A 24,598-nucleotide genomic window follows, 5' to 3' on the forward strand; every position below is an offset into this window, starting at 1 on the left:
AGTAGTAACACGAGAAAAATAATGCAAGATAACGCTCAAACATTAGATACTCCAGTAGAACAGAAGCCTGCTGGAAGCTTATGGATGTTCCTGATCCCTTCTTTGATCGGGGTGTTCCTATTTATGGCACCGATCAGCTATGACGGTTCATTTACTATTCCTGTCGCTGTACTAGCAAAATCAGTACAAGCTTTATTTGGTGACTCTTTAGTTGCAATTCTAACCACAATTATCGCATTTATGTCGGTTGCATCTTTTGCAACGAAACTTTTTAAGCCGGCATTCATTGTTGAAAATTCATTCCTAAACGGCCTATTCAACCCTTCATGGTTATGGCTTGCAGTACGAGTGATTGGTGGTGCAGCCGTGATCATGACATTCTTCCAAGTTGGCCCTAAAGCTATTTGGGAAGAAAACACAGGTGGCTTAGTTCTGGAAGGTCTGTTGCCAACGCTGTTCTCTGTGTTCATTTTCGCCGGTCTACTATTACCACTACTGCTTAACTTTGGTTTGTTAGAGTTAATGGGTGCACTTCTGAGTAAAGTGATGCGTCCTCTATTTAACCTACCTGGTCGCAGTGCTATTGACTGTGTGGCTTCTTGGTTAGGCGACGGTAGTGTTGGTATCCTACTTACGAGCAAACAGTACGAAGACAAATTCTATACTCAACGAGAAGCAGCTGTTGTAGGTACTACATTCTCAGCAGTATCTATTACGTTCAGCCTAGTGGTTATCGCTCAAGTAGAACTAGAACACCTGTTCCTACCATTCTATGGCGCGATCTGTTTAGCTGGTTTCATTGCTGCAATCATCATCCCTCGCTTGCCACCGCTAAGCTTGAAAAAGAATACATTTATCGATGGTTCAAAACCTGAAGCTGATGCTGACGCGATTCCTGCGGGTCACACCTCACTATCTTGGGGTATGGAACTTGCGCTGAACAAAGCTGGTCAAGTGAAGTCATTCAAATCTGTTTTCGGCGAAGGCGTTCGTAACGCTATCGACATGGTATTTGGTGTACTTCCAGTTGTTATGGGCCTTGGTACTGTTGCACTAGTCATTGCTGAATACACTTCAGTATTCTCTGTGCTAGGTCAGCCATTCATTCCTTACTTAGAATTACTAGGCATACCAGAAGCTGTACAAGCATCTGAGACTATTGTTGTTGGTTTTGCAGACATGTTTATTCCAGCAATCCTAGCTGCTTCAATCGACAATGAAATGACTCGCTTTGTTATCGCAGCAATGTCTGTAACTCAGCTAATCTACATGTCTGAAGTGGGTGCGCTGATGCTAGGCAGCCGCATTCCTGTTAACTTCGTAGAACTATTTGTTATCTTCATTCTACGTACGTTAATTACACTGCCAGTTATTGCCGGTGTTGCGCACATGATTTTCTAAGTTCTCTTGGAACTTAACGAAAAGGCTTCATTGATTGAAGCCTTTTTTATTTTTCACTTTCTGAATAGATATAAAACTCTCGTCATATACTTCGCTAAAATCCATTCACTTTATTGCATAATTTCGCTGCATATAGTGCTAAATCGCCTAACTTAAATATTATATTTATTAATAAATAATAGTACTGGTTAGTTATGCACCGTATAATTTCGTAGGAAAATTCTTGCGCAGACATTTGTGCAAATTACGCTCAATCCATAACAGTGAATAAATAGAATGAAACGGATTTTAGTCGCCTCTTTACTTTTTATTAGTACTTTCGCATCAGCTTATGACTTAACCATAAAGCTGCCAGGTCAAGCGCCTATCGTATTGTCGATGAGTGAGCTCAAAAGTGAGCTGCCTGTCACCGGTTTTACCACTCATACTCCTTGGGATGACTCTGATCAGCCTCTCTCGTTCACTGGCTTTACCATGATCGACTTGTTGAAATATGTAAAAGCAAAAGACGTATCTAGTGTCACTTTCATCGCGTTGAACGATTACTCAGCATCTGCTTCTGTCGAAGATTTAAAACGCTATAAGCCTATTGTGGCTTATTCATTAAATGGTGAGGCGATGCGTGTTCGCGACAAAGGACCATTCTGGTTTGTTTACGATATGGACACCTATCCGCCTACTAATAGTCCTGAATATCACACTCAGATGGTGTGGCAGCTAAAAGAGATATCCGTTAAATACAAATGATTGCAGCCCCAAAAAGTAAGCAACTACATCCTATAATTCAGCGAACAAAAACGTTATTGCTCGCTGTTTCCGTAGTGCTAATGATCGCGAATCTCTATACCCTGACTTTGACACAAGATCTGGCGCGTTCTTACACCTACAAACAGCACAAAGCGACTTGGTTTTTGTTCTACCTGACCAAAGAGTTTACTGAGCTGGTTTCTGTCATGCCCCATGCGCTGGATACACCAGCAGACTTAGAAAATGTGAAGCTGAAGTATGAACTTACGTGGAGCCGATTCGATCTCATTTTGCATAACTCTGAGGCTGATGAATTCCTCGAAATAGACGGCACGCTGCACTACTTTAAAAAGACGTTTGATAGCTACAAGCTACTTGAACCTTTGTTACTCAATATCGCTGACGCGCATTCACTTGAAAGATTCACCACCAAGACAGAACTGCTCTATCAAGATGTCATTAAATACATTAATGACAATTTTAAGATTCAAAGCCCGATGTATTTGGCGCAAAAAGAGCAAGCTAAGTTCGTCACCAATATTCAATATTCGCTAATTTTGCTGCTGTTTCTTTCTATCGGCTTGGTGAGTTTTATCTGGTACAAAGAAGCTCAATATCATCGTCTTTTAGCACTAACCGACCCTTTGACCGATATCGGCAACCGTTTGTCGATGTTCCAATCTGTCTCTCAACGCCCTAAAAACAGCCAATATTCGTTATTTTTGCTCGACTTGAATGGTTTTAAGCTAATAAACGATGAACTCGGGCACTTAGCTGGTGATGCGGTACTAAAACAGGTTACCAAACGCTTATCGCATATCCCTACCTTCGATTATGAACTGTTCCGAATGGGTGGCGACGAATTTGCCATCATCATTAATAGTATTGACGCGTTGGAATTAGAAGGGATGCAAACCCTGATTGAGCAGTGTTTTGAACAGAAATTTGTGGTTGGTGATAATCAATATCGTCCGTTGAACACCAGTATTGGTCTTAGCTCTTGCCCTAATGATGGTAACGACATCAACCAATTAATTCACATTGCAGATCAGAAGATGTATGCAATGAAGTACCAAAAAAAAGGCCCCTCATTATGAGGGGCAAGATTACCATCGCTTTATAGTTATATAGTGTTTAGCCAATAAGCGTTGTCAGTGAGAACGGATATTAATGTCCTCGCTAACGATTAACCGGAATGACGATTAACCGAAGTCACCGTTCACATAGCCTTTTGTTCTGTCATCTTTTGGTGAGTTGAAAATCACTTGTGTATCGTCGTGCTCCACTAACTCTCCCATTAGGAAGAATGCTGTGCGGTCTGAAATACGGCGAGCTTGCTGCATTGAGTGCGTTACGATAACGATGGTGTAGTTTTTCTTTAACTCTTCCATCAGTACTTCAATTTTATGCGTCGCGATTGGATCGAGTGCAGACGTTGGTTCATCCATCAGAATGACATCTGGTTCCATTGCGATAGTGCGAGCAATACAAAGGCGTTGCTGTTGACCACCAGATAAGCCAAATGCGTGCGATTTCAAACGATCTTTCACTTCATCCCAAAGTGCTGCGCCACGCAGCGAGCGTTCCACCACTTCATCAATGTGTTTCTTATCTTTTACACCTTGAGCACGCAGACCATACGCAACGTTTTCGTAGATGCTCATCGGGAATGGGTTTGGCTTTTGGAAAACCATACCTACGCGGATACGGATGTCTGCAACATCAACGTTGCCATAGATATCCTGACCGTCCATCTCCAGTTTACCTTTGATGGTTACACCTTCAATCAAATCATTCATGCGGTTTAAACAACGCAAAAGCGTAGATTTACCACAGCCTGATGGACCAATCAGTGCTGTTACTTGGCGTGTTGGAATTGGCAGGTTAATAGATTTCAGTGCTTGGTTTTCACCGTAGAATAAATCTAGATTTTCAATATTAAATTTGTTCATTTTCTGTCTCTTAAATTCTGTCAGTCGTCTTGGATTAGTAAGTTGCAGTGTTGAATCGCTTAGCGATTAACTTGGTTACCATGTTGATGAGCAACACTACAACAATCAGCACAGTCGCTGTTCCATACGCTTGGTTCCACTCTTCAATCGTGAATAACTCAGTCGTTAATTTGTATAGGTGAACGGTTAGTGTTCTGCCTGAATCTAATAGTGAATCAGGAACACGCGCTACCATACCTGCGGTTAAAAACACAGGAGCCGATTCACCAATTACACGACCGATACTCAGAATGACAGAAGTCAGAATACCCGGAATCGCACTTGGTAAAATGAGACGCCAGATGGTGTAAATTTTAGAAGCGCCAAGACCGTAAGAGCCTTCGCGGTAAGTTTGCGGTACCGCCATTAATGCTTCTTCAGTGGTACGAATGATGACTGGAAGAATCAAAATACTCAGCGTTAATGCACCCGATAAAATCGAAAATCCAAGCCCAAGAATGACAACGAAGAAAGTCATACCAAACAAGCCGAAAATGATCGATGGAATACCAGCCAATGATTCTGTACAAAATCGAATAACCTTCACCAGCTTGCTGCCCACTTTGGCATATTCGGTGAGGTATATCGCCGTCATGATACCCATTGGTGCTGCTACAGCTATTGATGCGATAACCATGTAGATGGTTGAGATGATCATCGGGAATATACCGTGCTCATCGCCAGTACGAGTGTAGTTATCTGTTACGAATGCCCAATCAACGTGTTTTAAGCCGTTCGATAGAATGTACCAGATAATCCAGAACAGAAAGCCAACCGTTAATGCCGCCGCAAACCAGATAAGCACACGTAAAACGTTATCTTTAAATTCACGTGCTTGTTTTAGCTTTGCACGGTCCACTTGATTGTATTTTGCGTGATCCATGTTGATTACCTCGCTTTCTCACGGTTCAGGTACAGAAGAGCAGCGTTAAGCATCATGATAAACACCAGTAGAACAACGCCTGTTGCATAAAGAGCATTTGCGTGAACACCACTTGCGTAAGACATCTCAATCGCGATGTTTGCCGTTAGAGTACGAGCAGAATCCAGAATACCTTCTGGCATTGCTGGCGCGTTACCCATCACCATGATGATAGCCATGGTTTCACCCAGAGCACGACCGATACCCAGAATCACACCCGTCATAATGCCAGAACGAGCCGCAGGAACGAGAAGTTTGAAAATGGTATAAATGTTAGAAGCGCCAAGTGCTAAAGAACCTTCTTTGTATGCGCGCGGCACAGCACGAATAGACGTCTCAGATACCGTGATTACAGTAGGTAGAATCATCACACCAAGAACGATGATACCAGCAAGAATGGTGTTACCCGCTGGAACTTGGAAGATGTTCTGAATAAGAGGAACGATGATAACCAAGCCGAAGAAGCCGTATACCACAGAAGGAATACCAGCTAACAGCTCAACAGCAGGGCGAATCACGTCAGCCACACTTTTCGGCGCAATTTCAGCGATGAAAACAGCTGTAAGTACACCAATAGGCACACCAACAATAACAGCACCGAAGGTAGAAACAACAGAAGCCACGATCATTGTCGCGACACCATATAGCGCTGGAGGCAGCCAGTCTTGTCCTAGAACGATTCCTGAAACGCTCGCTTCTTGGAATGCTGGAATACTTTCTTTAACGATGAAGTAGGCAATAACAGCTAGAGAAACAATACCGATTACGGCACTTGTTAAAAACAAACCGTGGAAGAAACGCTCTTTCCAATCGACTCGTTTCTGCGCGCGCAATTTACGTTTTGCTTGCGTTTTTTCGATATCCATAAGCTTGTCACTATTTGCGATGGTCATAGATGTTCTCAATCTCACCTACCGAGCAAGCTAAAAAGCATTAGTTCGTCGGTATGTAATACAAAAGCCCAGCCCAAATCGGGCTGAGCAAAGTCTATTATTTAAATCTTAGTTAATTGTGATGTAGTGGTGTGAAGCAACGATTTTTTGAGCTTCATCAGTTAGCATCCAATCTAGGAATTTTTGAGCTTCTGCAGATGGTGCGCCTTTCTTGTAAAGAACGAGGAAAGGACGAGCAACTTTGTAAGAACCTGATTTAACGTTGTCTACAGTTGCAGGAGTACCATCGATTGCTAGAGCATGAACTGAACCGTCTACTGTACCTAGAGAGATATAGCCGATTGAGTATGGGTTAGAAGCAACCATAGTTTTCAGACCACCGTTACCGTTAGCAACTTGCGCACGTTGAGAGATAGCTGAAACTTCTTTACCAGAAACTTTTTTCTTAAGTTCCATGATTTCTTCGAATGCACCGCGAGTACCAGAAGCAGTGTCACGAGTAATTGCTACGATTGGCTTGTCTTCACCACCAACTTGTTTCCAGTTAGTGATTTCACCTTTGTAGATTTCAGAAACTTGCTCAGCAGTTAGACCTTTCACTTTGTTGCTTGGGTGAACAACGACTGCGATACCATCACGAGCAATAACTTCTTCTACTAGGTTTGATTCTTTTTCAGAGTCTTTCAGTCCACGAGAAGACATACCGATATCTGCACTGCCGTTTTTCGCTGCTTTGATACCTGCAGAAGAACCTGGGCCTTGTACTTCAATAAAAACGTCCGAGTTTGTTTTCATGTATGTTTCTGAGAAAACTTCCATCAGTGGTGTTACGCTGCTAGAACCCACTGCAGAGATTGTTTCTTTAGCTGAAACAGGGTTAATTGCTAGTGCGCCTAATAGAGCGATTGCACCGATTACTGTCTTTTTCATCACATTCTTTCCTTAAGTGGCTAATTTATTTGCCGTTGATTTACTGGAACGGGATTCACTTTAGAATCGAAATATGACAGTTGTGTTTCAGTTCGTTGAAAACTCCATGACAAATTGAAATATTTGCTTAAACATATGCACCTAGAAATTCATTTCGCATAAAATCACATTCGGGAACGATCTCATTCGTACAAAAATGCAGCATCAAATCAATAAAGCAGCACAAACGGTCAATTTTCAACCGAATTTTGATTATTTCGGGCTCAGAATAAATTGAATTATTGTTGTAACTGGATAAGATTGGTCGATTGATAAGTTTATCAAATAATAATTTATATCAAATAACAACTACTATCATTTCCATAAGGTTTAATCATGCGCAAGCTGATCTCGGGATTGTCTATCAAGTTGCAAGTCGTAGTACCTGTATTTTTTACAATGCTACTGCTTATCGCTGGGATAACTTATAGCTCGTCCAGTCTAAAGACTGCGTTCAAGAACGTTACTTACTCCACTGAACAACTCATTGAACACAAAGATGATGTCACCAACATCGTCAATAACACTTACAGCATGCGCATTAGCGCCATATACAGTTTGTTTACGCCAGAAGAAGTCGCGCGTCTTCAATCTGTGCTGAAAGAAAACGAAGCGAAGAACCTGAAACTCCTTGAGTCTCTGAACACGGTTCCCGGTCTACAGTCTGAAGTGTCTTCTCTGCAAAAAGCGATGAAGTACTACGTTGACTATTCGCTGAACACCATGATTCCTCTGCTTAAAACAAAGCACAGCCAAACCAATTTGGATTCGAGCTTTGACAGCAAATACCAACAGGCTTCAGCGGCATACAGAGGCGCTGGTGCAGAGATGATCAAAGCGATTGAAGCGCTTTCTAGCAAACTCAATGTACTTGCACTAGAAACCGTTCACGACTCTGAGCAGCACCATGGCACAGTAATGCAAAACTCAATGATAGGCTTTATAGCGGTGTTACTGCTTGCTGCGCTTTGTAGCTGGTTACTGGCTGGCATCATTGTTAAACCGATTCAAAACCTGCAATTGACTATGCGTGAAATCGCCAAAGGCAACTTGTTGGTTGAAGCAAAAGTTGAAGGTAACAATGAAGTCACTGCGTTAACACGTGACATCAACGCAACAACGAAACAGTTGCGTGAAACGGTCGAAACATTAATTCGCATTAGCGTTGAAGTTGCGTCAGCTTCAACGGAATTAGCAGCAGTAATGACACAGTCTAGTGTTAACTCAGACCAAGAAAAGCAAGAAGTTGAGCAAGTGGCTTCAGCCGTTAACCAACTAGAAGGTGCGGCTCAAAGTGTTACTGACAATGCATCCAAAGCAGAAAACGCTGCACAACAAGCGAATCTTCAAGCAAAAGAAAGCTTAGCTATGTTCAAGCAGAGCCATAAAGCGAATACCGATATGGCACGTCAGCTTAACGAAGCCGCTCAGGTTGTGAATGGCCTTAAAGAGCAATCAGAACAAATTGGTCAAGTGATTGAAGTGATTGAAGGCATTTCAGAGCAAACCAACCTACTTGCATTGAACGCAGCAATTGAAGCAGCTCGTGCGGGTGAGAGTGGTCGTGGTTTCGCAGTTGTCGCTGACGAAGTACGTATGCTTGCAGCTCGAACTCAGCAATCAACGAAAGAGATTCAACTCATCATTGAAGAGCTGCAGAACAAATCTGGCGTCGCAAATGACAGCATGAATATGAGCTTAAAAATGATCGAAACTAACCAAGCGTTAGGCGAGCAAGTAAGTGAGTACTTAAGCGACATTAGCCAAGCGATTTCAGAGCTAAGTGGAATTAACACTCAAGTTGCAGCTGCTTCAGAAGAACAAAACCACGTTACTGCGGATATTAACCGTAACTTGGCAACTATCTATGAATTGGTTAGCCAAAACGTGGCTGGTATTACTCAGTCTGCAGCGGCAAGCCAAGAGCTTTCAGCACTTGCAGAGCAGCAGAAAGAACAACTTAGCCACTTCCGAGTGTAAACCGTTTGTTCTTTAAGTTCAGACTAGCACTGACTTAAACACAAAGGCGATGGTTAAATTCCATCGCCTTTTTTATTGTGTACTTGTCTTTGTGTGAGCCTTGCATCTTTTATTGTCGCTCGTCTTTCGGCGAATCCATCACGACCATAGTCGATATCGACTTTACTTGTGGACTTTCCCCAAGCACGTTGGAATGGAAACGCTTGTAAGAAGCTAAGTCCTTAGTTTCAACGCGTAACAGATACTCGTTCATTCCAGTAATGTTATGGCATTCCACCACTTCCTTGGCAAAACGAACGTGCTCTTCAAAAGCCACTTGTGACTGCTTGGTATGACTATTTAAACCAATAGACACATAAGCAATAAATCCGACTTCAAGCTGGTTTTTGTCCAGTACTGCCCTGTAGCCTTTGATCACCTTCGTCCGTTCAAGTTCCTGAACTCGTCGAAGAGTTGCTGAGGGCGAAAGTCCTACCCTTTCAGAGAGCTCTACATTAGATATTCGTCCATCCGCCTGAAGCTCAGACAATATTCTTTCGTCAAATCTATCCATAGTTAAATTTTGTTGCTTATTAATTGATGCAGACACAAATATAAGCACAAAATTGCGTCTCCATCCAATTACAATTTTTCCATCATTTGATGATAAAAACAGGAGAAAAAATGGATTTATATCAATGGTGGCCTTTGGTGATGTTCGCGTTTGTATCCACATTTTCCCCTGGCCCAAATAACATCATGTTGATGACGTCCGGTGCTAATGTCGGCTTTAAAAGAACCATACCTCATATGGCTGGGGTCACTTTTGGTTTCAGTATCATGATCATCTTGGTTGGCATTGGCTTACTGGGCGTATTTCAACAATACCCGGTCGTTCAGCAGATACTCCACTGGATATGCTTAATCTATCTGGTGTATCTGGCAGTAAAAATCTGCCTTGCGAAACCAACTAAAAGCGATACCGCTTATAAACCGATGACGTTTTTGTCTGCGGCTATGTTTCAGTGGGTGAACCCGAAAGGCTGGTCTATGGCTCTGACCGCAGTAAGCGTATACAACGACTCAACAAGTTGGGTCGGTTTGAGTGTTATTGCTGTTGTATTTGCGATGGTGAACGTGCCATCGGTGAGTGTCTGGACTGCGGCAGGCAAACAGCTTAGCCGATGGATGAATGATCCCAAATACATGAGATGGTTTAATGGTGCAATGGGAGGACTACTGCTGCTATCTGTAGTCCCTATGCTATAAGCTTTAAAAGAAGTTAGAACACCTGATTCATTAACGTCAGCATTTGAGCGAGGTGTTTTTGTTGCTCGGTACTGATATGGCGAGTGAGCTCTTCGGTGAGTGCCATGTGCAAAGCATTATGCTGCTGAAATACCGCTTTACCTTCATCAGTCAGTGTCACTTGAATAGAACGTCTATCCCCTTCTATGGATTGACGTTCTATCAGTCCCGCTTGAACCAATTTTTCTACTTGAACAGTCAGCGTTCCCGTTGTGATGCTCAGACGGTTTGCCAACTCTTTCATACGCATCGCACCATGTGAGCCTAACACTTCAAGGGTGTGGATTTGAGCCAATGAGTACCCAGTTTCTTTGACCACAGACATCTCCCACGAAGACATCTTGTCGTAAAACTCAGTAATCAGATTGTTAAGCTCAGTCAATGGGTGCATGTGTTTTAGCCTTTAAAGCGGGTTAACTTCTAGCGTAAGGTGATGGAGTCTATCAAACTCCTTCAATACATGTCTAAAGTACAGTGCATCTTTGTTCGACTCAGCAGACATTCTAATCGCAGCGGAATAGTGATTAGCGCTCACTTTCCACACGTGAATATCAATCACTTTTGCTCCAGCCTCTTCTAACTTAGCGAGCACTTTCTTCTCATAATCATGGCTGATATGAGCATCCAGTAAGATAGGAGCCGTTTGTTTCATCAAACCGAATGCCCACTTGGTGATCACAAGCGCTCCGACAATACCCATAATCGGGTCTAACCATACCCAACCCAAGTATTTACCAACAATCAAAGCCGCGATTGCCAATACTGACGTCAACGCATCTGCCAACACATGCATGTACGCCGCCGTAAGGTTGTGATCATGATGGTGATGATGCCCATGATCGTGGTCGTGATGGTCGTGATGGTCGTGATGGTCGTGATGGTCGTGATGGTCGTGATGGTCGTGATGGTCGTGATGGTCGTGATGGTCGTGATGGTCGTGATGGTCGTGCAATAAAAACATACTTGCTACGTTCACGACAAGGCCAACAACCGCCACCATTATCGCTTCATTAAATTGGATACTTAACGGGTTAAACAAACGGTGGATTGATTCGCCAGCCATGACTAATGCGACTAAGCCTAAGCCAATAGCACTGGTATACCCTCCCAAAACGCCCACTTTACCTGTGCCAAAAGTGTAAGCTCGAGAGTTCTGATGCTTACGAGCATAGCGATAGGTAAACAGCGTGATACAAAACGCAGCGGCATGCGTACCCATGTGCCAACCATCGGCAAGCAATGCCATTGAACCATAAATGCTACCAGCAACAATCTCTACCGCCATAGTAACAACGGTAAGCAGCAGTACATAGAGTGTACGTTTTTCACCTTTTTCATTGGTGTATGAAAACGTCTCTGTTTGGGGACAACTTGGTGTTTGCATAATAATTACTTTGATTATCAAATTTTCTAAAGTGTAGTTAGTTTGATTATCAAAGTAAATTAAAGATTGTTGTATACCGCTAATTAACCTTAAATTATCGATAACATAACAATAAGGTTGCTCAACGTGTCTCCTCTTCTTTTAACTGTCATTACTATGTTTGCCTTCGCTGCGAACTCAATTTTGTGTCGCCTCGCACTGCAAGATCAAACGATTGATGCCGCAACTTTTACCTATCTTCGGCTAGTTTCTGGGGCGATCACGCTGATTGTTTTGCACAGTTTGATGGTAAAAAAAGCCGAAAGACACTATCAACCCAAGTTTGCCCTGAAAGCGGGTTTGGCTCTGTTTACCTATGCATTATGCTTTTCTGTCGCCTATCTAAAGCTTTCTACAGGAACCGGAGCGCTGTTGTTATTTGGTACTGTGCAACTTACCTTACTTGCAGCACATTTTCTCCAAGGTAATAAAATCAACTCGCTAGAACTGATTGGTTTGGTTATTTCTATTGCTGGATTCATCTATCTCATGGCGCCTAGCGTTACAAGACCCGATATTCTATCCGCATTGTTAATGATCCTTTCAGGACTCGCATGGGCGGTATTTACGCTGGTCGGGCGAAATAGTGGCAACCCTATCTCTGCCATTTCTCAAGGTTTTTGGGTTGCAGGACTACTTTGTGTATTGTTGACGCCATGGCTGGTTAATCTCTCTTCAGCTTCCTCTAAAGGCATCATTCTGGCATTAATATCAGGCAGTATTGCATCCGCAGCAGGGTACATTTTGTGGTATCGAGTGATCACCCAACTGACCATGCTGCAAGCCTCCGTCGCTCAGTTGTCTGTACCCGTTATCGCAATCGCAGGCGGCACACTTCTGGTCGGGGAAGCATTTACGCTACATTTAATTTTTGTCAGCAGCCTGATATTAGGCGGTATCGTGTTGGTGATTATGGGGAAGCAAACAAAATGATGGATTTTCCCTCTGTGCTCAGTAAAATCCCGCGCTGATATCTAGGTTCTGTTGACCTAAAAGAGGTTCTAGCGTTATGAAGCACTCCGATCACTGTTTTACCCCTTTTCAGACGGACATTTCTGAATACTCATTGCCGGAGCGTTTTACTTTTCCGTTTTGCTATGAACCGCATCCACTAAGCGATATTGCAGCTCATGAACTACAGCTGCATATTGAAACGCAAACAGACTGGTCCCATCCTTTCGGCTTAACCGAACTTGAGTCTGACTCACACGGCAAAATGTTTGGTGTGCTAGTGGTGCAGAATTTACAGGGAGAGCTGGGCTATCTGTCTGCCTTTTCTGGTCTGCTCGCTGAAAAATTGCAACAACCTCACTTCGTGCCGCCAGTATTTGATCGTTTTGAAGACGAGACCTTCTTTCGTCTGGAAGCAAATGAGATTGCCGATATTAATCGTCAAGTTCGCGAACTTAGCGCATCGCCAGTAACAGCAGTGTTAACTAAAGCGATTCACACTTGCCAAAATGAGGCAGAGCAACAAATAGAAACTCATCGCCAATTGATGATTGAAGGGCGCAAGAATCGCAAGTTGCTGCGCCAAACCCCGTCTCAACACTTATCTGAAAATGAACTTGATGCGCTTTTTGAACAGCTTGCTCAACAAAGCGTAACTGAGAAAAATCAGCTAAAAAATCTCAAGCAGAAATGGGATAACGAGCTTGCACAGCTTCAAACCAAACTCAAGCTGCATCAAAGCCAGCTCGAAGAGTTAAAAGAGAAACGCAAGCAGCTATCGGCAGCATTACAGAAAAAGCTGTTTTCCCAATACCAGTTATTAAATCAGAACGGTGAGAGCAAGTCACTTATCGATATATTCGAAAATACTGCCAACCCTATTCCACCAGCGGGTTCAGGTGAATGTGCAGCGCCTAAATTGTTGCAATATGCCTTTGCACATCAGCTAAAACCTATTGCGATGGCAGAGTTTTGGTGGGGTCGTTCACCGAAATCAGAGATTCGTCAGCATAAAAAATACTACCCTGCATGCAACAACAAGTGCCATCCGATATTAGGCCACATGCTTGAAGGGATCACTCTTGATGACAACCCTCTTCTTGAAAACCCAGCAGATGGAAAAGATATCGACATTCTCTATCAGGATGAAGCTATCGTTGTCGTGAATAAACCAGCCGAATTTTTATCTGTACCCGGAGTTAATGTTAAAGATTCCGTGCTTACTCGATTAGAAGCAATGTTCACCGATGTGGAAGGCCCGTTTGTACTTCATCGTTTAGATATGTCGACGTCAGGTATTCTGGTGTTTGCTCTCACACGTCGAGCGAATAAGAGCCTACAAAAGCAGTTTATTACTCGTGGCGTAGAAAAACGCTACGTCGCTCTCTTGAGTGGTGAACTCCTTGGTGAGTCTGGAGATATCACTTTGCCACTACGCGGTGACTTGGATGATAGACCTCGTCAGATGGTTTGCTACGAGCACGGTAAACACGCAGATACTTTCTGGCAGAAAATCAGTGTAGAAAATGGGCAAAGTCGAGTATATCTCTACCCAAAAACAGGGCGTACCCATCAGCTTCGCGTACATTGCGCTCACACTGATGGATTAAACATGGCGATTGTCGGCGATGATTTGTATGGTCAGAAAGCTGCTCGTCTCCATCTGCATGCAGAGAGCTTAAGCTTCGATCATCCATACACTAAACAACGCATGCATTTCCAAGTGGATGCTGATTTTTAGTCTATTCGGTGTTTGATGCTGCACAGTTACTACTCCACTTTCTTGAAATTGCATTCTCACCCATAAACAAAACACCAACTAGACGACTGGTCTAATTTAATTTATATTGCACCGCATGAACGAAAAATCACACGACACCAAACAGCATATTTTAGACATTGGCTACGAACTGGTTGCCAGCAAAGGCTTTACCAGCGTTGGGCTGTCTGAACTACTGAAAAATGCTGAAGTACCGAAAGGTTCTTTCTATCACTACTTCAAATCCAAAGAACAATTTGGAGAAGCACTGCTGCAAGATTACTTCAACCAATACCAAGAAAAGTTGGAGAACTTATTCGCAACCAGTGGGGTGAGTGAATATGAAAAACTGATGCAATACTGGCGCTACTGGATGGAACAAAACCGTAGCGAATGCCAAACAGGTAAATGCTTAGTAGTGAAATTGGCTGGTGAAGTTTCCGATTTATCAGAGCCGATGCGTATTGCGCTACACAAAGGTACAGACAAGGTAATCACCACTGTCGCTGAACACATTGAAAAAGGTATTCAGTCGGGTGAGCTAAAAGTTAAAGACAGCCAACAAACCTCGGAGCTTCTTTATAACCTTTGGGTTGGTGCTAGCTTGGTGAACAAAATTCGTCACGACGATGCCAGCTTGGAACAAGCGTTAAAAGTCACCGAACAAATATTGAAAGGCGAACAGCTAAATTAAGCAATGCCGAAAAATAGGCTAAGCTGTGCCTAATGAATTTATCCGCTATTTCGATAGCGGTTTTTTTGAAACGAACACTAGACGACTGGTCTAATTATTAAGAAATAAAAGGAAAGTCCAATGACTGACTCAACAAACCAACGTATCGTACTGGCTTCACGCCCTGTCGGCGCGCCAACATCAGAAAACTTCCGCTTAGAAACCGTTGCTAAACCAGAGGCAAAAGAAGGCGAAGTTCTGCTACGTACTATCTACTTATCATTAGACCCATACATGCGTGGCCGCATGAGTGATGCTGAATCTTACGCTGAACCGCTAGCAATTAATGACGTTATGATCGGCGGTACTGTTTGTCAGGTTGAAGAATCAAATAACCCTGAGTTCCAAGTGGGTGAATGGGTTCTTTCATACATTACAGGTTGGCAAAAATACTCAGTATCTAACGGTGCTGGTCTATTAAAACTTGGTGCAAATCCGACCCACCCTTCATGGGCTTTGGGTGTAATGGGTATGCCTGGCTTTACAGCGTACATGGGTCTTTTGGATATCGGTGCACCGAAAGCCGGTGAAACTATTGTTGTTGCTTCTGCAACAGGTCCTGTAGGCGCGACTGTTGGCCAAATTGGTAAAATCAAAGGCTGCCGCGTAGTGGGCATTGCTGGTGGTGCAGAGAAATGTCGCCATGCTGTTGAAGTACTAGGTATGGATGCATGTATTGATCACAAAGCCGATGATTTTGCTGAGCAGCTTGCAGCAGCTTGCCCAGCCGGCATTGATGTTTATTTTGAAAACGTCGGCGGTAAAGTGTTTGATGCTGTTATGCCACTGCTTAATACAAAAGCGCGTATTCCTGTGTGTGGTCTGATTGCCCAATACAACGCAACATCACTACCAGAAGGTCCAGATCGTCTTTCTAAACTTACCGGTTTAATCTTAACTAAACGCTTAAAAGTACAAGGCTTCATCATTTTCGATGACTACGGTCACCGCTATGGTGAATTCGCTGCGGACATGAACCAATGGGTAGCAGAAGGCAAAATCAAATACCGTGAACAAGTAGAAGTCGGCTTGGAAAACGCACCAGAGCAATTGATTGGTCTGCTTGAAGGTAAAAACTTCGGCAAGTTAGTGATTGAAGTGGCGAAACCACTTTAATCTTATCAATACCAAAAGAGCCTGCATTGCAGGCTCTTCCTTTTATAAAAACATTTCCCAAAAAGCTGCTAAGCCACTTCCGGCACAGTGTTGATTGTATTTTCGTTTGGATCCGGCTCTTTTTGCACAGGCGGCACTTGACCTTCTTGCACCGCTTCTTGGTAGCAACCACTGAGTTTGATAGCCAAATACAAATCTGCGCGAAGCACGACACCACCATCTCCTACAGGAACACCTGTTAGATCGCACCACTTACGCATACTGCGTTTTCGCCCAGCGACTACTAATCGGATACCGCGTTTTTTCAATATTGTCTGAACGTCAGCCAGCATTGCCATAACACTTAGATCTAGATGGGTAAAACTGGAAACGGCATCGATCACGACACAACCAACATTATCCGCAGATTCAGACAGCCCCAATAGACGTCGCTTGAAGTAAGGCGCATTAAAGTAAGTCAGTGGTGAATTAAATCGATAAATGATCAAGCCTGGAATTGCTGTCGCCTTACCTGACGGATCAATCGAGCGCACAGTACCTTTCTTATCCAGACCCAGCACTTGATCTCTAGGGCGCATTACCACACGCAAGAACTGAAACAGCCCCAATAGTACCGCTAGTGTAATACCCGGTATAACACCGATAACTAACACCGAAACCAAAGTGATTGAAGCAAGATAAAACGCATCTTTGTTACGTGTTTTAAGCTGCCAAACCCCTTTTAGATCGAGTAGCGAAGTCGAGGCGATAATCAAAACGACACCCAAAGCAGCGATTGGGATGTACTGCAAAGGTTGATATGCGAATATCGCTATTGCACCAATGCACAAAGCAGCAATGACTGAAACCAGCTGAGATTTGCCTCCGTTTGCGTCATTCACCGCGGTACGTGAGTCAGCGCCACTAATCGCAAAACCCTGTGAAAATGCAGAAGCTAGGTTGGCTAATCCCAAGGCCTGAAACTCTTTATCAGCATCAATGTCATAGCCATTTTTCGCCGCAAAACTACGTGCCGTAAGCATCATACTCACGAAGCTCACTACCGCTAAGTTGAGAGCCGGAACCACAAGTTCACGAGAGACACCGATATCAAATGTTGGTGCTTGGAATGCCGGTAATCCACCTTGAATCACACCCACGACTTGAACACCAACGGTATCTAGCTTCATCAACCAGACCATTACGCCAGTAATGAAAATGGCAAACATCGCTGCAGGCCATTGAGGTCGCAAACGCTTAGAAGCCAGATAAACCACCACCGTCGTGGTACTAATCATTAACGTTTGCCAATGAGGATTCATCAATAAAGACGGCGCCTCATACAATCGTTCCAGTAGATAACGCTGTTCAAACTTTAAACCGAATATTTTCGCAAACTGACCAACAATGATGGTCAGTGCCACACCGTTTAACAAACCAAGTAAAATCGGTCTTGATAGAAAATCTGCCAGAACACCAAGCTTGAATCGGCTTGCCAAAATACACCAGATACCTGTCATTGCAGTCATGGTCATTACAAGTTGCCAGTGTTTGGTTGGATCTCCTGCCGCGAGTGGCGTGACCACCGCCGCAATAACTGCACAAGTGGCTGCATCAGGGCCAATGATCAACTGACGAGAGGTACCAAATAAGGCATATACCAACATTGGAAGCACGCAGGAATACAAACCGACAATTGCAGAGACTCCCGTTAACTGCGCATAGGCAATCGCAACGGGCAGTGCGACCGCAACTACAGATAGCGCTGCGCGAAAGTCATCTTTAAACCATGTTCGGTCATAATGTTTAAGCTGATTGAGACCTGGCATCCATTGGGCAATTGACGCGATTTTCACTTACGGTGTTCCTTACTTCACATGAGAAAGCGTTTCAATAAGCATAACCTAAGTTGTTCAAACCATTCACATAAACATTGAAATAAAAACGCAATAAAATCGTAATAAAAAACCCGTCTTCTAGACGGGCTCTCATTTTCAGTTCTATTTACGCAACAATCGGCGCGACACGTATATCCTCGACTGAGTTTTCAGACTCTTTTTGGATCTCTGGAATGTGCCCTTCACCCACCGCATTGAAGTAACAGCCACTCAGTTTAATAGCAACAAACATATCGGCTCGCAAAACTAAGCCACCATCGCCAATAGGGATGCCACTCAACTCACACCACTTACGCATACTCGGCTTTCGGCCAGCAACAACCAAACGAATACCACGGCTCTTTAATATGTTATGCACATCCGCCAGTGTCGCCATCACGCTTAAATCAAAGTGGGTAAAGCACGATACCGCATCGATAATGAAACACTTTTCTTCAGGAGCAGCAGCTTCAGAACAGTCAAGCACACGACGTTTAAAGTACGGCGAGTTGAAATAAGTCAGCGGCGAGTTAAAGCGATAAATGGTCAACCCAGGAATTGGTGAGGCTTTATCTGAGCTATCCAAAGCTCGCACTGTACCTTCTTTATCTATTCCTAACAGCTCATCGGTTGGTCGCATGATAACGCGAAGAAACTGCACAAGCCCTAGTAGAACAGCCATTGTAATACCGGGAATTACGCCAATCACCAACACTGCGACAAAAGTAATCATCGCTAGGTAAAATGCGTCCTTGTTGCGAATTCTCAGTTGCCAAATGCCCATTAAATCAACCAATGACGTAGCCGCGATAATAAGCACAACCCCAAGCGCTGCAATCGGAATATAACGTAAGGGTTCATAAACAAAGATAGCAATTATCGCGACTAGCAGAGCTGCGATGATGGAAACCATCTGGCTCTTACCACCATTAGCATCATTTACCGCAGTACGAGAATCCGCACCACTGATAGCAAAACCTTGTGAAAATGCTGAAGCCAAGTTGGCTAAACCCAACGCTTTGAACTCTTTATCCGCATCAATTTCATAGCCATTCTTGGCTGCGAAACTTCGAGCGGTCAACATCATGCTAACGAAGCTCACCATCGCTAAGTTCAGCGCTGGCATCACAAGTTCACGTAACGTTGTCACTTCAACATGCGGGACATGGATAGCGGGTAAACCGCCTTGTATAGTGCCAATCACCTTTACACCTTGCTCATCAAGGTTAAAGAACCACACCATAAAGCTTGCCACACAGATAGAGATCATCGCCGCTGGGGAAGTAGGTTGGAACTTCTTGAAGGCAAAATAAACTACGGCCGTAGCTATACTGATAGCTACAGTCTGCCAGTGCACATCAAAGATGATCCAAGGTGTATCAATCACGTTCTGCAGTAAGAACTCTTCTGAGTTTTTAATGCCAATAAACTTAACCAACTGACCAAAGATAATCGTTAAAGCGACACCGTTTAACAGGCCAATCAGAATCGGACGAGATAAAAAATCAGCCAAAATGCCTAATTTGAAGCGACTGGCCAAAATACACCAACCGCCAGTCATCAACGTCATTACTGTCACGAGTTCCATATGACGAATAGGATCACCACCAGCAAGTGGAGTAACAACTGCAGCAACGACCGCACATGTGGCAGCATCAGGTCCAACAATTAATTGACGTGATGTTCCGAACAAAGCGTAAACAATCATGGGAAGAATGCAGGAATACAGGCCCACAATAGCTGATACGCCTGTTAATTGGGCGTAGGCAATCGCCACAGGTAAAGCAACTGCGACGACAGAGATTGCTGCGCGAACATCATCTTTCAACCAAGAACGATCATAGTGTTTGAGTTGGTGCAACCCTGGCACCCACTGCTGAATTGATGCAGATTTCAACGATTTTTACCTTCCAAGACGACGCGAACCTGTGCGATGTTTGAAGTTGATTCCAAAATGGGGCGTAAGGATAACTCAAGGCAAAAATTGTCTCTCTGTCTAATACGTTACATAAGTGAAGATAAGCCGACGCTTTCAAGCTGGTAAAAAAATTCTCACTTCAAAGTAAGAATATGGGAGAATGGCTAGCTTCCGCACACCAGTTCAAAGTTGTAACCATGAAATTCCAAGCTGCTATTTTTGATATGGATGGGCTGTTGCTCAATACTGAGCAAGTCTGTTTAGAAATTTTCGAACAAGCCTGCCACGCCGTAGGTGTTCCTTTTCATCGCAACATCTATCTGTCAGTTATCGGCAAGAACGCCGCTGGTATAGAACAAACGTTACGCGAAGGTTATGGCCCAGATTTGGATTACCCTGTTCTGCACCAAGAGTGGCGTAAGCGATACGATGCAGTAGTGAAACACCAAGCCATCCCAGTCAAAGACGGTGTTGTAGAGATTTTACAATGGTTGAAGAAGCACAACATTCCTACCGCAGTTGCTACCTCAACTCAACGAGATGTCGCTACAGTAAAACTGCGTTTAGCGGAGCTCGACCAATACTTTGACGCTTACGCGACAGGCTGTGAAGTTAAACACGGCAAACCCGATCCTGAAATATTTCTTCTCGCCGCAGAGCGCTTAAACATAGCACCTGAATACTGCCTTGCGTTTGAAGATTCCAATAACGGTGTCAAATCAGCGATGGCTGCCAACATGATCACTTACCAAATTCCAGATTTGGTTAAACCTTGTGACGAAGTGTTAGCTCTAGGTCCTAAGATTAGAAGCTCTATGCATGATGTATTGAGTGAACTCAAAGCAGCTTGCTAACAATCGAATCCGAAGAAGCCCTAAATGAACATTATTGAGCAAACCCACCAACTTATCAGTGAAGACAAGTTTAGGATGGCGTGTCTCAAAGCTGCAAGAACCCTTGATCTGCCTCAGTGGTTTCTTGCGGCGGGCTTTTTACGCAATGCCATTTGGGATCATCAGCACCACAAAGAGCAGATGACGCCTTTAAACGATATTGATTTGGTGTATTTCGATACCCAAGATTTAAGTCACGCCACAGAACTTGCTTATCAGGAACAACTGAATCGACTGCTTCCCCGTGTCAAATGGGAAGTACGTAATCAGGCGAGAATGCACTTAAACCATGGTCATTTGCCCTATCACAATACCGAACACGCAATTAGCCAATGGGTAGAAATTCCAACCTGTGTTGGCGTGAACCTTGGGCATGATGACCAACTGGTCTTTTGTGCGCCTTTTGGCCTAGACGCAAACTGGTCTCTTAAGGTTGAAATCAATCCAAACGCTCCTCAACCTGATGTTTTTATACAAAGAATCGCTAAAAAACATTGGCTCACTATTTGGCCTAAACTGGTATTAGTCAGCAACGTTTAACCTCGATATATGATGTTGGAAAGCAGTTCAAAACGCATCATGATTTTGTTGTCGAACTTCGAGAAATGCGTTCATAATGAAATCAATGAGTCATCCACCAAGGAGATGTAACGACATGTGGAAAAAGCTATTAAGTTTAATGTTAGGCAGCGCTATGGCACTCCCTTCTGGCTCAGCATTGGCATCACAAAGAGCCGATGCAGCTTGGGAACTGATTGAAAGTGGCGCTCTTATTGTTGATGTAAGAACGCCTGAAGAATTCGCACAAGGTCATCTTGATAACGCCATCAATATTCCACTCAACACGGTAGAAACTGGCTTTTCGAATATCGCGAAAGACCGTTCAATCGTTGTTTACTGCCGTAGTGGTAATCGTTCGGGCATGGCGATGCAATCTCTTGTTAAACAAGGTTTTATTAATGTGCACAACGGCGGCGGCTTTTCAGAAATGCAAGACGCACAACTCAATTTGGCACCTCTCAACTAAAGAACTGCACATCGAACTTAAAGAAATGGCACCTTTTGGTGCCTTTTCTTTAGGTTCAGTTTAAACCGTTAATTTGTTCAATAAGGTTAGCAAAAACCGTTTTACCGATAGGTATCAATTCATCAGGGAAATCATAATCAGGATTATGCAACTGCGGACTTTCTCTACCCGAACCGAGTACAAACATTGCACCTTCTTTTGCTACCGCTGTAAATTGCCCGAAATCTTCAGACCAACGCATTGGTTCTTGCAAAATATGGCAAGGAATCTCAGTGTTTTCACACGCTTTAACCACCAGAGCTGAACCCAACTCTGAATTCACACTCGCCTGAAACACATCTTGCCACTCCATCGACCACGTTAATCCATATTGCTCAGCCAGTTCCTGTGCAATTTGTGTGGCAGCCTGAACAAGGTTCTCCATTGCCTCGTTAGTTTCACTACGCAGCGTTGCCATTACCACAGCATCACCCGGCGAAGTTCCAAAGGCGATTTCACCAAGATTGGCGTGAATCACCGTTACCCAGCTTGTTTGAGTTAGGGTTTGAGGCAGCGCCGTAAGAGATTCAATAATGCTGCACATTGCCAACGCAGGGCTGACTCCATTCTCAGGATGCGCCGCATGGGACGTTTTTCCTTTAAGACGAATGATCATTCCACGAGACGCGCAGTTAAACGAGCCAGCTTTTACCGCAACATGTCCCAGCGACAAGCCGGGATAGTTGTGCAAAGCAAAGGCAAAATCAGGGACATACGTGGCAAAGGCCGGATCATTGACCATTCCAAATGCCCCTTCGCCCGTCTCTTCAGCAGGTTGAAATGCCAAGATGACTCGACCTGATTTCGGCTTGTTTTCACAAAGCTCTGCACCTAAAGCAGTCACAATTGCCATATGTCCATCGTGGCCGCATTTATGTGATACACCTTGATGGACTGAGCGATGAGCAAAGTTATTGCACTCTTCAATAGGCAGAGCATCTAGCTCACAGCGAATTAGGGTAGTAGGACCTTCTTCTGCACCATTAAATACAAACGCTACACCATGACCACCAAGGGAAGTGACGGTTTCATCTGGGCGGAATTTCTTGAACACTTCTTCAACACGACGAGCGGTTTGATGTTCATGGTTTGAAAGTTCTGGAAACTGGTGTAGCTCTCGTCGAAACTCAGTCCAAGTTGCTTGAGACATGATTAACGACCTCCTTGTCGTTCTATTTCATTATTGTGTTTTTTGAGAATCTAACGCTTGCTTTAGTGCTTGTGTCACTAACTCGTGGTCTTCCAATGAAGCCAGCCCTGAAGCAGTCACTGCACCGACCAAACCAGAACCTTTGATTCGGATTGGGAAAGAACCACCGTGAGCACAATACTCGTTTGGGTCAATATGTGGCTGTGTTTCAAACACTCGCTTCTTGCCTTCATTGTAGAGTGACAAGTAGTAAGTACTTTTGCCATAACAGAGTACCGAATTGCGCTTACGTCGAATCCAATCCAGTTGATCGGCACTCGAACCCATCATGCAGAATTGAAATAATGTCTGACCAAACCCAAACACTTCTATCGATATCGAAGCACCTTTCTGTTCAGCAAGTGATTTAATGCAGCTACCTAATTGCCAAGCCACATCTTGGTTGAAATAGCAAAGCTCTAACTCATGTTCTTGTTCTATCAGGCTTTCTAAGGTGTAACTCATAGGTTCACCTTTAACGTTTGGCCAGTTTCGCTGCTTTCCATCGCCATTTGAATCAACATGATGTTTTTAAGTGATTCCGATGCATGAACTGGGTTTTCAGTACCCAAGCGCACAGCAGATGCGACGCCTTTGAAAAACATCTCGTAACAACCATGCTCAGTCGTAATCGTATGAGACTCACTTTCTAAATAGAGTTTACCGTATGCCGATGAGTCTTCTTTCGCCCAACCTGACGCGTTAGGTTCAACGCCTTCTTTCAAGCACGCTTCTTGTGGGTCTAATCCATACTTTTCGTATTTGCCCAAAGTCCCTAATACCTTGTAACGCAAGTTCGGCTCTGGGCTATACAGATTGCCATGCAGGTGAACCAAATGTTCTGGGTAATGCAGAATCAAATTGAAGTAATCGTTGGTAGTCGAGCCCGGGCGCATAATTCGACATTGCGCGTTAATCGCTTCTGGCATACCAAATAACATAAGCGCTTGGTCTAGCAAGTGAGGGGCTAAATCAAACAGAATACCACCACCATCGGCTGCCAGTTCTCTCCAGCGTTGACGAACTTCAGGGCGATAACGGTCAAAGTGAGACTCAAACAATTTCACCTCACCCAGCTTTCCTTCATCAAGCAATTTTTTCACAGTCAGCAGGTCACCATCCCAACGACGATTATGGAACACGCTGAGGACAAGACCTTTCTCTTCTGCTAGAGCGATCAGTTCCTTGCCATCTTCAACACGGGTAACAAACGGCTTTTCAACGATGACGTGTTTTCCATTTTCTAAAGCGCGCTTAGCAAGGGAATAATGCACATCGTTTGGCGCTGTAATGATAACCAACTCTGCATCGCTGTTATCTAACAGATCGCTTGCATCACCAAACCACTGTGCTTTTGGCCAATCGGCTTCAACACTTGCCTGCTGGCTGGAACTGATAGCGGATAACTCTAATTCTGGTAGCGCTTTGATAAATGGAAGATGAAAGGTTTTTGCGGAATAGCCGTAACCAATAACGGCCGTTTTTACAGGAGCGAAACTCATAT

The 24,598-nt window shown here is 43.8% G+C and carries 24 protein-coding genes; 12 read left to right on the forward strand and 12 right to left on the reverse strand.

The features are described 5' to 3' along the window. Positions 1-21 precede the first annotated feature (21 nt). The 3 genes from ACOSVQ_RS07150 to ACOSVQ_RS07160 all read left to right on the forward strand — a co-directional run bounded on the left by ACOSVQ_RS07150 (position 22) and on the right by ACOSVQ_RS07160 (position 3,245). Positions 22-1,401, forward strand: coding sequence for a YjiH family protein (locus ACOSVQ_RS07150; RefSeq protein WP_491981865.1), 1,380 nt, complete (start codon positions 22-24; stop codon positions 1,399-1,401). A 276-nt stretch (positions 1,402-1,677) separates the two neighbouring features. Further along, the gene (locus ACOSVQ_RS07155) at positions 1,678-2,148 is read left to right on the forward strand and encodes a putative pterin-binding protein (RefSeq protein ID WP_491981866.1); all 471 of its coding nucleotides are present in this window, start codon (positions 1,678-1,680) and stop codon (positions 2,146-2,148) included. An 80-nt stretch (positions 2,149-2,228) separates the two neighbouring features. Further along, complete coding sequence (locus ACOSVQ_RS07160) at positions 2,229-3,245, forward strand: GGDEF domain-containing protein (protein WP_491981867.1); 1,017 nt, start codon at positions 2,229-2,231, stop codon at positions 3,243-3,245. A gap of 105 nt (positions 3,246-3,350) precedes the next feature. On the opposite strand, the gene pstB is transcribed toward ACOSVQ_RS07160, so the two are convergent. From pstB to ACOSVQ_RS07180, 4 genes are all read right to left on the reverse strand, one after another. Continuing rightward, positions 3,351-4,100 (reverse strand): phosphate ABC transporter ATP-binding protein PstB, encoded by a 750-nt coding sequence (pstB, locus tag ACOSVQ_RS07165; protein ID WP_165313493.1) that lies wholly within the window; start codon positions 4,098-4,100, stop codon positions 3,351-3,353. 34 nt (positions 4,101-4,134) lie between these two features. Then, entirely contained in the window at positions 4,135-4,998 is an 864-nt protein-coding gene (gene pstA, locus ACOSVQ_RS07170; RefSeq protein WP_491981956.1) for a phosphate ABC transporter permease PstA, read from the reverse strand. A gap of 29 nt (positions 4,999-5,027) precedes the next feature. Next, positions 5,028-5,954: a phosphate ABC transporter permease subunit PstC gene (pstC, locus tag ACOSVQ_RS07175; RefSeq protein ID WP_491981868.1), complete on the reverse strand. Its 927-nt coding sequence runs from the start codon at positions 5,952-5,954 to the stop codon at positions 5,028-5,030. Positions 5,955-6,062: 108 nt separating this feature from the next. After that, positions 6,063-6,884: a phosphate ABC transporter substrate-binding protein gene (locus ACOSVQ_RS07180; protein ID WP_491981869.1), complete on the reverse strand. Its 822-nt coding sequence runs from the start codon at positions 6,882-6,884 to the stop codon at positions 6,063-6,065. A 375-nt stretch (positions 6,885-7,259) separates the two neighbouring features. Between ACOSVQ_RS07180 and ACOSVQ_RS07185 the strand changes: the two genes are divergently transcribed. Further along, on the forward strand, positions 7,260-8,903 hold the full coding sequence (locus tag ACOSVQ_RS07185; protein ID WP_491981870.1) for a methyl-accepting chemotaxis protein: 1,644 nt from the start codon (positions 7,260-7,262) through the stop codon (positions 8,901-8,903). 109 nt (positions 8,904-9,012) lie between these two features. Here the strand turns inward: ACOSVQ_RS07185 and ACOSVQ_RS07190 are convergent, their stop codons facing one another. Then, positions 9,013-9,456 (reverse strand): Lrp/AsnC family transcriptional regulator, encoded by a 444-nt coding sequence (locus ACOSVQ_RS07190; RefSeq protein ID WP_491981957.1) that lies wholly within the window; start codon positions 9,454-9,456, stop codon positions 9,013-9,015. A gap of 110 nt (positions 9,457-9,566) precedes the next feature. Here ACOSVQ_RS07190 and ACOSVQ_RS07195 point away from each other — a divergent pair, with 110 nt between their 5' ends. After that, the gene (locus ACOSVQ_RS07195) at positions 9,567-10,151 is read left to right on the forward strand and encodes a LysE family translocator (protein WP_491981871.1); all 585 of its coding nucleotides are present in this window, start codon (positions 9,567-9,569) and stop codon (positions 10,149-10,151) included. A gap of 13 nt (positions 10,152-10,164) precedes the next feature. On the opposite strand, the gene ACOSVQ_RS07200 is transcribed toward ACOSVQ_RS07195, so the two are convergent. After that, on the reverse strand, positions 10,165-10,581 hold the full coding sequence (locus ACOSVQ_RS07200; RefSeq protein ID WP_491981872.1) for a MarR family winged helix-turn-helix transcriptional regulator: 417 nt from the start codon (positions 10,579-10,581) through the stop codon (positions 10,165-10,167). Positions 10,582-10,593: 12 nt separating this feature from the next. After that, positions 10,594-11,574: a CDF family Co(II)/Ni(II) efflux transporter DmeF gene (gene dmeF, locus ACOSVQ_RS07205; protein ID WP_491981873.1), complete on the reverse strand. Its 981-nt coding sequence runs from the start codon at positions 11,572-11,574 to the stop codon at positions 10,594-10,596. A 126-nt stretch (positions 11,575-11,700) separates the two neighbouring features. Between dmeF and ACOSVQ_RS07210 the strand changes: the two genes are divergently transcribed. From ACOSVQ_RS07210 to curA, 4 genes are all read left to right on the forward strand, one after another. Next, on the forward strand, positions 11,701-12,546 hold the full coding sequence (locus ACOSVQ_RS07210; RefSeq protein ID WP_491981874.1) for a DMT family transporter: 846 nt from the start codon (positions 11,701-11,703) through the stop codon (positions 12,544-12,546). A gap of 76 nt (positions 12,547-12,622) precedes the next feature. Continuing rightward, positions 12,623-14,305, forward strand: coding sequence for an RluA family pseudouridine synthase (locus tag ACOSVQ_RS07215; protein ID WP_491981875.1), 1,683 nt, complete (start codon positions 12,623-12,625; stop codon positions 14,303-14,305). A gap of 115 nt (positions 14,306-14,420) precedes the next feature. Then, a complete protein-coding gene (locus ACOSVQ_RS07220; RefSeq protein WP_491981876.1) occupies positions 14,421-15,017 on the forward strand; it encodes a TetR/AcrR family transcriptional regulator in 597 nt (198 codons plus the stop codon). Positions 15,018-15,137: 120 nt separating this feature from the next. Further along, a complete protein-coding gene (gene curA, locus ACOSVQ_RS07225; protein ID WP_491981877.1) occupies positions 15,138-16,172 on the forward strand; it encodes an NADPH-dependent curcumin/dihydrocurcumin reductase in 1,035 nt (344 codons plus the stop codon). A gap of 68 nt (positions 16,173-16,240) precedes the next feature. Here the strand turns inward: curA and ACOSVQ_RS07230 are convergent, their stop codons facing one another. Further along, on the reverse strand, positions 16,241-17,980 hold the full coding sequence (locus ACOSVQ_RS07230; protein ID WP_491981958.1) for a SulP family inorganic anion transporter: 1,740 nt from the start codon (positions 17,978-17,980) through the stop codon (positions 16,241-16,243). Positions 17,981-18,155: 175 nt separating this feature from the next. Continuing rightward, a complete protein-coding gene (locus tag ACOSVQ_RS07235; RefSeq protein WP_491981878.1) occupies positions 18,156-19,925 on the reverse strand; it encodes a SulP family inorganic anion transporter in 1,770 nt (589 codons plus the stop codon). 218 nt (positions 19,926-20,143) lie between these two features. On the opposite strand from ACOSVQ_RS07235, the gene ACOSVQ_RS07240 reads away from it, so the two are divergent. The 3 genes from ACOSVQ_RS07240 to ACOSVQ_RS07250 all read left to right on the forward strand — a co-directional run bounded on the left by ACOSVQ_RS07240 (position 20,144) and on the right by ACOSVQ_RS07250 (position 21,866). Continuing rightward, the gene (locus tag ACOSVQ_RS07240) at positions 20,144-20,800 is read left to right on the forward strand and encodes an HAD family hydrolase (protein WP_491981959.1); all 657 of its coding nucleotides are present in this window, start codon (positions 20,144-20,146) and stop codon (positions 20,798-20,800) included. A gap of 24 nt (positions 20,801-20,824) precedes the next feature. After that, a complete protein-coding gene (locus ACOSVQ_RS07245; RefSeq protein WP_491981879.1) occupies positions 20,825-21,379 on the forward strand; it encodes a nucleotidyltransferase family protein in 555 nt (184 codons plus the stop codon). Between the two features lie 115 nt (positions 21,380-21,494). Next, positions 21,495-21,866 carry a rhodanese-like domain-containing protein gene (locus ACOSVQ_RS07250; RefSeq protein ID WP_491981880.1) on the forward strand — a complete coding sequence of 124 codons (372 nt, stop codon included), beginning with the start codon at positions 21,495-21,497 and terminating at the stop codon, positions 21,864-21,866. A 55-nt stretch (positions 21,867-21,921) separates the two neighbouring features. Here the strand turns inward: ACOSVQ_RS07250 and ACOSVQ_RS07255 are convergent, their stop codons facing one another. The 3 genes from ACOSVQ_RS07255 to ACOSVQ_RS07265 are packed head-to-tail and all read right to left on the reverse strand — an operon-like array spanning position 21,922 to position 24,596. Continuing rightward, on the reverse strand, positions 21,922-23,055 hold the full coding sequence (locus tag ACOSVQ_RS07255; RefSeq protein ID WP_491981881.1) for an amidohydrolase: 1,134 nt from the start codon (positions 23,053-23,055) through the stop codon (positions 21,922-21,924). Between the two features lie 30 nt (positions 23,056-23,085). Then, positions 23,086-23,559, reverse strand: coding sequence for a heme-degrading domain-containing protein (locus ACOSVQ_RS07260; RefSeq protein WP_491981882.1), 474 nt, complete (start codon positions 23,557-23,559; stop codon positions 23,086-23,088). Then, positions 23,556-24,596, reverse strand: coding sequence for an oxidoreductase (locus ACOSVQ_RS07265; protein ID WP_491981883.1), 1,041 nt, complete (start codon positions 24,594-24,596; stop codon positions 23,556-23,558). Before ACOSVQ_RS07265 ends, ACOSVQ_RS07260 begins: the two co-directional genes overlap by 4 nt. Between the last annotated feature and the right edge of the window lie 2 nt (positions 24,597-24,598).

It is taken from the genome of Vibrio sp. HM8-C (assembly GCF_058630515.1).

Coding starts and splice junctions, on each gene's coding strand:
- ACOSVQ_RS07150 (WP_491981865.1), top strand. CDS start 22: ATGCAAGATAACGCTCAAACATTAGATACTCCAGTAGAACAGAAGCCT.
- ACOSVQ_RS07155 (WP_491981866.1), top strand. CDS start 1,678: ATGAAACGGATTTTAGTCGCCTCTTTACTTTTTATTAGTACTTTCGCA.
- ACOSVQ_RS07160 (WP_491981867.1), top strand. CDS start 2,229: ATGATCGCGAATCTCTATACCCTGACTTTGACACAAGATCTGGCGCGT.
- pstB (WP_165313493.1), bottom strand. CDS start 4,100: ATGAACAAATTTAATATTGAAAATCTAGATTTATTCTACGGTGAAAAC.
- pstC (WP_491981868.1), bottom strand. CDS start 5,954: ATGACCATCGCAAATAGTGACAAGCTTATGGATATCGAAAAAACGCAA.
- ACOSVQ_RS07180 (WP_491981869.1), bottom strand. CDS start 6,884: ATGAAAAAGACAGTAATCGGTGCAATCGCTCTATTAGGCGCACTAGCA.
- ACOSVQ_RS07185 (WP_491981870.1), top strand. CDS start 7,260: ATGCGCAAGCTGATCTCGGGATTGTCTATCAAGTTGCAAGTCGTAGTA.
- ACOSVQ_RS07190 (WP_491981957.1), bottom strand. CDS start 9,456: ATGGATAGATTTGACGAAAGAATATTGTCTGAGCTTCAGGCGGATGGA.
- ACOSVQ_RS07195 (WP_491981871.1), top strand. CDS start 9,567: ATGGATTTATATCAATGGTGGCCTTTGGTGATGTTCGCGTTTGTATCC.
- ACOSVQ_RS07200 (WP_491981872.1), bottom strand. CDS start 10,581: ATGCACCCATTGACTGAGCTTAACAATCTGATTACTGAGTTTTACGAC.
- dmeF (WP_491981873.1), bottom strand. CDS start 11,574: ATGCAAACACCAAGTTGTCCCCAAACAGAGACGTTTTCATACACCAAT.
- ACOSVQ_RS07215 (WP_491981875.1), top strand. CDS start 12,623: ATGAAGCACTCCGATCACTGTTTTACCCCTTTTCAGACGGACATTTCT.
- ACOSVQ_RS07220 (WP_491981876.1), top strand. CDS start 14,421: ATGAACGAAAAATCACACGACACCAAACAGCATATTTTAGACATTGGC.
- curA (WP_491981877.1), top strand. CDS start 15,138: ATGACTGACTCAACAAACCAACGTATCGTACTGGCTTCACGCCCTGTC.
- ACOSVQ_RS07230 (WP_491981958.1), bottom strand. CDS start 17,980: ATGCCAGGTCTCAATCAGCTTAAACATTATGACCGAACATGGTTTAAA.
- ACOSVQ_RS07240 (WP_491981959.1), top strand. CDS start 20,144: ATGAAATTCCAAGCTGCTATTTTTGATATGGATGGGCTGTTGCTCAAT.
- ACOSVQ_RS07245 (WP_491981879.1), top strand. CDS start 20,825: ATGAACATTATTGAGCAAACCCACCAACTTATCAGTGAAGACAAGTTT.
- ACOSVQ_RS07250 (WP_491981880.1), top strand. CDS start 21,495: ATGTGGAAAAAGCTATTAAGTTTAATGTTAGGCAGCGCTATGGCACTC.
- ACOSVQ_RS07255 (WP_491981881.1), bottom strand. CDS start 23,055: ATGTCTCAAGCAACTTGGACTGAGTTTCGACGAGAGCTACACCAGTTT.
- ACOSVQ_RS07260 (WP_491981882.1), bottom strand. CDS start 23,559: ATGAGTTACACCTTAGAAAGCCTGATAGAACAAGAACATGAGTTAGAG.
- ACOSVQ_RS07265 (WP_491981883.1), bottom strand. CDS start 24,596: ATGAGTTTCGCTCCTGTAAAAACGGCCGTTATTGGTTACGGCTATTCC.